6 protein-coding genes and 1 pseudogene are annotated in these 5,590 nt (G+C 71.6%); all 7 read left to right on the top strand.

Annotated features, from left to right (window positions below; all coding sequences use genetic code 11):
• Positions 1–1,952 (top strand): annotated as a pseudogene (gene infB / locus AC2W7A_RS08760) (translation initiation factor IF-2); the annotation flags it as partial.
• A 52-nt stretch (positions 1,953–2,004) separates the two neighbouring features.
• The gene (gene rbfA / locus AC2W7A_RS08755; protein ID WP_485991024.1) at positions 2,005–2,445 is read left to right on the top strand and encodes a 30S ribosome-binding factor RbfA; all 441 of its coding nucleotides are present in this window, start codon (positions 2,005–2,007) and stop codon (positions 2,443–2,445) included.
• 13 nt (positions 2,446–2,458) lie between these two features.
• Positions 2,459–3,445, top strand: coding sequence for a tRNA pseudouridine(55) synthase TruB (truB, locus tag AC2W7A_RS08750; protein WP_485991023.1), 987 nt, complete (start codon positions 2,459–2,461; stop codon positions 3,443–3,445).
• The gene (locus AC2W7A_RS08745; RefSeq protein WP_485991022.1) at positions 3,442–3,810 is read left to right on the top strand and encodes a hypothetical protein; all 369 of its coding nucleotides are present in this window, start codon (positions 3,442–3,444) and stop codon (positions 3,808–3,810) included. The genes truB and AC2W7A_RS08745 overlap by 4 nt, the downstream gene beginning before the upstream one ends.
• Before the next feature lie 8 nt (positions 3,811–3,818).
• Positions 3,819–4,265 (top strand): hypothetical protein, encoded by a 447-nt coding sequence (locus AC2W7A_RS08740; protein WP_485991021.1) that lies wholly within the window; start codon positions 3,819–3,821, stop codon positions 4,263–4,265.
• Entirely contained in the window at positions 4,266–5,231 is a 966-nt protein-coding gene (locus tag AC2W7A_RS08735; protein ID WP_485991020.1) for a bifunctional riboflavin kinase/FAD synthetase, read from the top strand. It begins immediately after the preceding gene.
• Positions 5,228–5,590 (top strand): class I SAM-dependent methyltransferase (locus AC2W7A_RS08730; RefSeq protein WP_485991018.1); only part of this gene is annotated, 363 nt, incomplete at its 3' end. The genes AC2W7A_RS08735 and AC2W7A_RS08730, both read left to right, overlap by 4 nt.

The raw sequence follows: 5,590 nt of genomic DNA, 5'->3' as shown, positions 1-5,590 counted from the left end.
GGCCGCGGCGCGCAACGCCCAGGGCGCCTTTGGCCGTGGCGGGCGGCCCGCGCAAGGGACGCAAGTCGAAGCGCGCGAAGCGTCAGGAGTTCGAGCAGCAGCACACCCGCGAGATCGGCGGCGTGAAGATCCCCAAGGGCGACGGCAGCACCGTGCTGCGCCTGCGCCGGGGAGCCTCCCTCGCCGACTTCGCCGAGAAGATCCGCGCGGACGTCGCCGACCTGGTGAAGGTGCTGTTCACCCTCGGTGAGATGGCCTCCGCCAACCAGTCCCTGGACGAGGACACCTTCCAGCTGCTGGGCGACGAGCTCGGCTACAAGGTGCAGATCGTGTCCCCGGAGGACGAGGACAAGGAGCTGCTGGAGGCGTTCGACATCGACCTCGAGGCCGAGGAGGCCAACGAGGACGACGAGGATCTGGAGCCCCGTCCGGCGGTCGTGACCGTCATGGGCCACGTGGACCACGGCAAGACCCGACTCCTGGACGCCATCCGCTCCTCGAACGTCATCGAGGGCGAGGCCGGCGGCATCACCCAGCACATCGGTGCCTACCAGGTGGGAGTGCAGCACGAGGGCGACGAGCGTCGCCTGACCTTCATCGACACCCCGGGCCACGAGGCGTTCACCGCCATGCGTGCCCGCGGTGCCAAGGTCACCGACATCGCCGTGCTCGTGGTCGCCGCGGACGACGGCGTCATGCCGCAGACCGTGGAGGCCCTGAACCACGCGCAGGCCGCCGACGTGCCGATCGTGGTCGCCGTCAACAAGATCGACAAGGACGGCGCCGCCCCGGACAAGATCCGCGGCCAGCTGACCGAGTACGGCCTGGTGCCGGAGGAGTACGGCGGCGAGACCATGTTCGTCGACGTCTCCGCGCGCCAGAACCAGAACATCGACCAGCTGCTGGAGGCCATCCTGCTCACCGCGGATGCGGCCCTGGAGCTGACCGCCAACCCGTCCAAGGACGCCCGCGGCGTGGCCATCGAGGCCAACCTGGACAAGGGCCGCGGCGCCGTGGCCACCGTGCTGGTCCAGACCGGCACGCTGCGCATCGGCGACACCGTGGTGGTGGGCACCGCCCACGGCCGCGTCCGTGCCATGTTCGACGAGAACGGCGAGGCCGTCACGGAAGCCCTGCCCTCGCGTCCCGTCCAGGTCCTGGGCCTGTCCTCGGTGCCGCGCGCCGGCGACAGCTTCCTGGTGACCGAGGACGAGCGCACCGCCCGTCAGATCGCCGAGAAGCGCGAGGCCGCCGAGCGCAACGCCCAGCTGGCCAAGCGCCGCAAGCGCATCACGCTCGAGGAGTTCGACCAGGCGGTCGCCGAGGGCAAGATCGACACCCTCAACCTCATCATCAAGGGCGACGCGGCCGGTCCGGTCGAGGCCCTGGAGGACTCGCTGCTCAAGATCGACGTCGGCGACGACGAGGTCCAGCTGCGCGTCATCCACCGTGGTGTGGGTGCGATCACCCAGAACGACGTCAACCTGGCCACCGTGGACAACGCCATCATCATCGGCTTCAACGTCCGTCCCGCCGAGCGCGTGGGCGAGCTGGCCGACAAGGAGGGCGTGGACATGCGGTTCTACTCGGTGATCTACGACGCGATCGACGACATCGAGTCCGCCCTCAAGGGCATGCTCAAGCCGGAGTACGAGGAGGTCGAGCTGGGCTCGGCCGAGATCCGCGAGGTGTTCCGCTCCTCCAAGTGGGGCAACATCGCCGGTTCGATCGTCCGCTCGGGCCTCATCCGCCGCAACGCCCAGGCCCGCCTGGTGCGCGACGGCGTGGTGGTCTCGGACAACCTCAAGATCGACTCGCTGCGCCGCTTCAAGGACGACGCCACCGAGGTCCGCGAGGGCTACGAGTGCGGCATCGGCCTGGGCAGCTTCAACGACATCAAGGAAGGCGACATCATCGAGACCTTCGAGATGCAGGAGAAGCCGCGCGACTGACCTGCGCCCCGCGCAGGGACGTCACCGCAGTCCCCAGGAAGGAAGTGAGCTCATGGCCGATCCGGCACGTGCAGCCAAGCTGGCCCAGCGCATCAAGGTCCTCGTGGCCGAGGCGCTGCGGCGCAGTGTGAAGGACGACCGGGTGGAGCCGGTGACCGTGACGGAGGTCCGCGTGACCAACGACCTCCAGCACGCCACCGTGTACTACACCGTGCTGGGCGACGACGACACCGTCGCCGCCGCCCACCAGGGCATCCAGGACAACCGAGGGATCCTGCGCCGCGAGGTCGGCCGGAACCTGACGATCCGCCTGGTGCCCACCCTCGAGTTCGTCGCGGACACCGTCCCCGAGGCCGCCGCCCACCTCGAAGAGGTGCTGCGCGCGGCCCGGGAGCGGGACGCGGAGATCGCCAGGTCCAGCGAGGGCGCCGCCTTCGCCGGTGAGGAGGATCCGTACCGCCACGCGGACCAGAACGACGACGAGCGCGCCTGAGGTCCCACCGACAGTGAGCTCTCAGCGCACCGCAGCAGCCCCCGACGCCCCGGGCACCGAGGCGTCGGGGGTTGTCCTCGTCGACAAGCCGGCCGGCTGGACCTCGCACGACGTGGTCGGCCGCGTCCGCCGGCTGGCAGGGACCCGCAAGGTCGGCCATGCCGGCACCCTCGACCCCATGGCCACGGGCCTGCTCGTGGTCGGGGTCAACAAGGCCACCCGCCTGCTGACGTCCATCACCGGCACGGACAAGGTCTACGAGGCCACGATCCGTCTCGGGGTCTCCACCGTCACCGACGACGCCGAGGGCGAGGTCGTCCAGACCCGCCTGGCGAACGCCGTCACTGAGGAGCGCGTGGCCGAGCAGGTCGCCCTCCTTACCGGGGACATCGAGCAGGTCCCCTCCGCCGTGTCCGCCGTGAAGGTGGCCGGCCGCCGCGCCTACGACCGCGTCCGCGCGGGCGAGGACGTGCAGCTGGACGCCCGTCCCGTCACCGTGCACTCCTTCGACGTCCTCGAGGTGCGCCGCCTGGACGAGGGGCGCGTGGTGGACCTGGACGTGCGCGTCCACTGCTCCTCCGGCACCTACATCCGTGCGCTGGCCCGGGACCTGGGGGAGGCCCTCGAGGTCGGCGGGCACCTGACCATGCTGCGGCGCACGAGGGTCGGCCCGTTTCACGTGGCTGACGCCCACAGCCTCGATGCCCTCGCTGGGGGCTTCGCCATGACCGGGCTCTCCGCCGCCGCCGCGGACCTGTTCCCCGTCCGGGACCTGACCGACCATGAGGCCGAGGAGCTCTCCTTCGGCCGCGCCATCGACCCCACCGGCACCGACGCGGAGCTCACCGCCGCCCGCCGTGCCGACGGCACCGTCGTCGCCCTGCTGAAGGACGGCCGCCGCCGCGGGCTGGACGTCGCCCGTCCGCACCTCGTGTTCGCCCCCGCCGAGGGACCGGGCACCGGCGGCACCGGCTCCGCGCAGAAGGAGGCCCGCCCGTGATCCTGGACGCCTGGTTCTGGACCGGCACCGTGATCGGCGTGCTGTCCCTGCTCGTCTGCCTGGTGGCCGCCGTCCTCCGTCGCTACCCGGCGGACTCCGCGATCCTCTCGGTCGCCGCGGTGGAGCTGTTCCTGCTCGTCTACGGCGGCGCCGCGATCGTCCGCCAGCTGGGCGGGGACACCCTCAACGGGCCGGGCTGGGAGTTCTGGGGATACGTGCTCACGGCGCTGATCGTCCCGCCGATCGCGCTCGCCTGGGCCATCACGGACAAGACCCGGTGGGCCAACGTGGTGATGGCCGTGGCCGGTCCCACCGTGGTGGTCATGCTCCACCGCATGCAGGTCATCTGGTACGGACAGTGGTGAGGAGGACCATGCGCACCGCCCGGCAGACCGACACCGCCCGGCAGACCGACACCGCCCCGCCCCGGCGCAACCAGGGCCTGGGCCGGATCATCGTGATGGTCTACGCGGTCTTCGCCCTCTCGGCGCTGGCCCGCAGCCTGTTCCAGATCCTCAGCCACTTCGACCGCGCCCCCGTGGCCTATGTCCTCTCGGCGTTCGCCGCGGTCGTCTACATCGTCGCCACCCTGTCCCTGGCCCGCACCGGCCGCACCGCCTGGCTCGTCTCCCTGGCGGCCGTGCTCATCGAGCTGGTGGGCGTGGTGGGCGTGGGCCTGGCCACGGTGCTGCACCCGGAGCTGTTCGCGGACGACACCGTGTGGTCCCGCTTCGGCGCCGGCTACGGCTACGTTCCGCTGGTGCTGCCGATCGTGGGCCTGGTGTGGCTGCTGGCCCACCGTGAGCCGAAGGAGTCCTGAATGCAGGTGTGGACGTCTCTGGACGAGGTGCCGGCGGACCTGCCCGGCACCGTGGTGGCGCTGGGCAACTTCGACGGCGTGCACCGCGGCCACCGCAAGGTGCTCACCTCCGTGGTGGAACGCGCCCGCGCCGGCGGCCACGCGGCCGTGGTGGTGACGTTCGCCCCGCATCCGCGGGCCGTGCACCAGCCGGAGGCACCGCACGAGGACATCGTCAGCCCGCGCCAGCGCATCGACCTGCTGGCCCAGACCGGCGTGGACGCGGTGCTGCAGCAGCACTACACCCTCGAGTTCGCCCGGCAGACGCCGGAGGAGTTCGTGACGTCCATGTTCGTGGACGGCCTGCACGCCGTCGCGGTGGTGGTCGGCCACGACGTGCGCTTCGGCCACCGCAACTCCGGTGACTTCGGCACCATGGTGGACCTCGGCCGCACCCACGGCTTCGAGGTCATCGCGGTGGACGAGTTCCCCGCGGACGTGCCCGAGCATCCTGACCGGCGCTGCTCCTCCACCTGGGTCCGCGAGGCGCTCACCGCCGGGGACGTGGCGGAGGCCGCCGCCGTGCTGGGCCGCAACCACGTGGTCTCCGGCGAGGTCGTGCACGGCTACGCCCGCGGCCGCGAGCTCGGCTTCCCCACCGCCAACCTGGCCGCCGATTCCGAGGGCATGATCCCCGCGGACGGCGTCTATGCCGGCCGGGTGCACGAGGGGGACGGCACGGTCTGGCCCGCCGCGATCTCCATCGGCACCAACCCCACCTTCGAGGGCGTGCGCCGCGTGGTGGAGGCCCATGTGATCGATCGCCCGGACGAGCGGGTCGAGGACTTCGACCTCTACGGCAAGCGCATCGACGTCGAGTTCGTCGCCCGCATCCGCGGCATGGTCGCCTACGAGGGTGTGGAGAAGCTGGTCGCCCAGATGCACCAGGACGTAGAGCAGGTCCGCGCGATCCTCGCCTCCTCGTGACCCTTCCCGACGACGGCCCCTCGCCGTCCGCGCGACCGGTCCCGTCCCTGCCGGGCAGGGCCGCGATCACCCGCACGCAGGGGGTGAACCCCTTCGACGTCACGGCGGAGGAGGGCGAGCACTACGACGCCGTCCGCCCCTCCTACCCGTCCGCCGCGGTGGACTGGGTCCTCGCGGACCTCGGGGCGCCGCTGGACGTGGTGGACCTGGGCGCCGGCACCGGTCTGTTCACCCGTCTGCTCGCCGCCCGGCCCGCGGACCAGGTGCGCTTCGTGGCGGCGGTCGAGCCGTCGGAGTCCATGCGCGCCGTCCTCGCCCGGGACGTGGCGGATCCCTCCGGGCGCGTGAGCGCCCTGCCG

This window comes from Micrococcus sp. LASM2_SD2, assembly GCF_057364565.1.
This window is presented reverse-complemented; position numbering and strand designations above follow the sequence as displayed.

Coding starts and splice junctions, on each gene's coding strand:
- rbfA (WP_485991024.1), top strand. CDS start 2,005: ATGGCCGATCCGGCACGTGCAGCCAAGCTGGCCCAGCGCATCAAGGTC.
- AC2W7A_RS08740 (WP_485991021.1), top strand. CDS start 3,819: ATGCGCACCGCCCGGCAGACCGACACCGCCCGGCAGACCGACACCGCC.
- AC2W7A_RS08735 (WP_485991020.1), top strand. CDS start 4,266: ATGCAGGTGTGGACGTCTCTGGACGAGGTGCCGGCGGACCTGCCCGGC.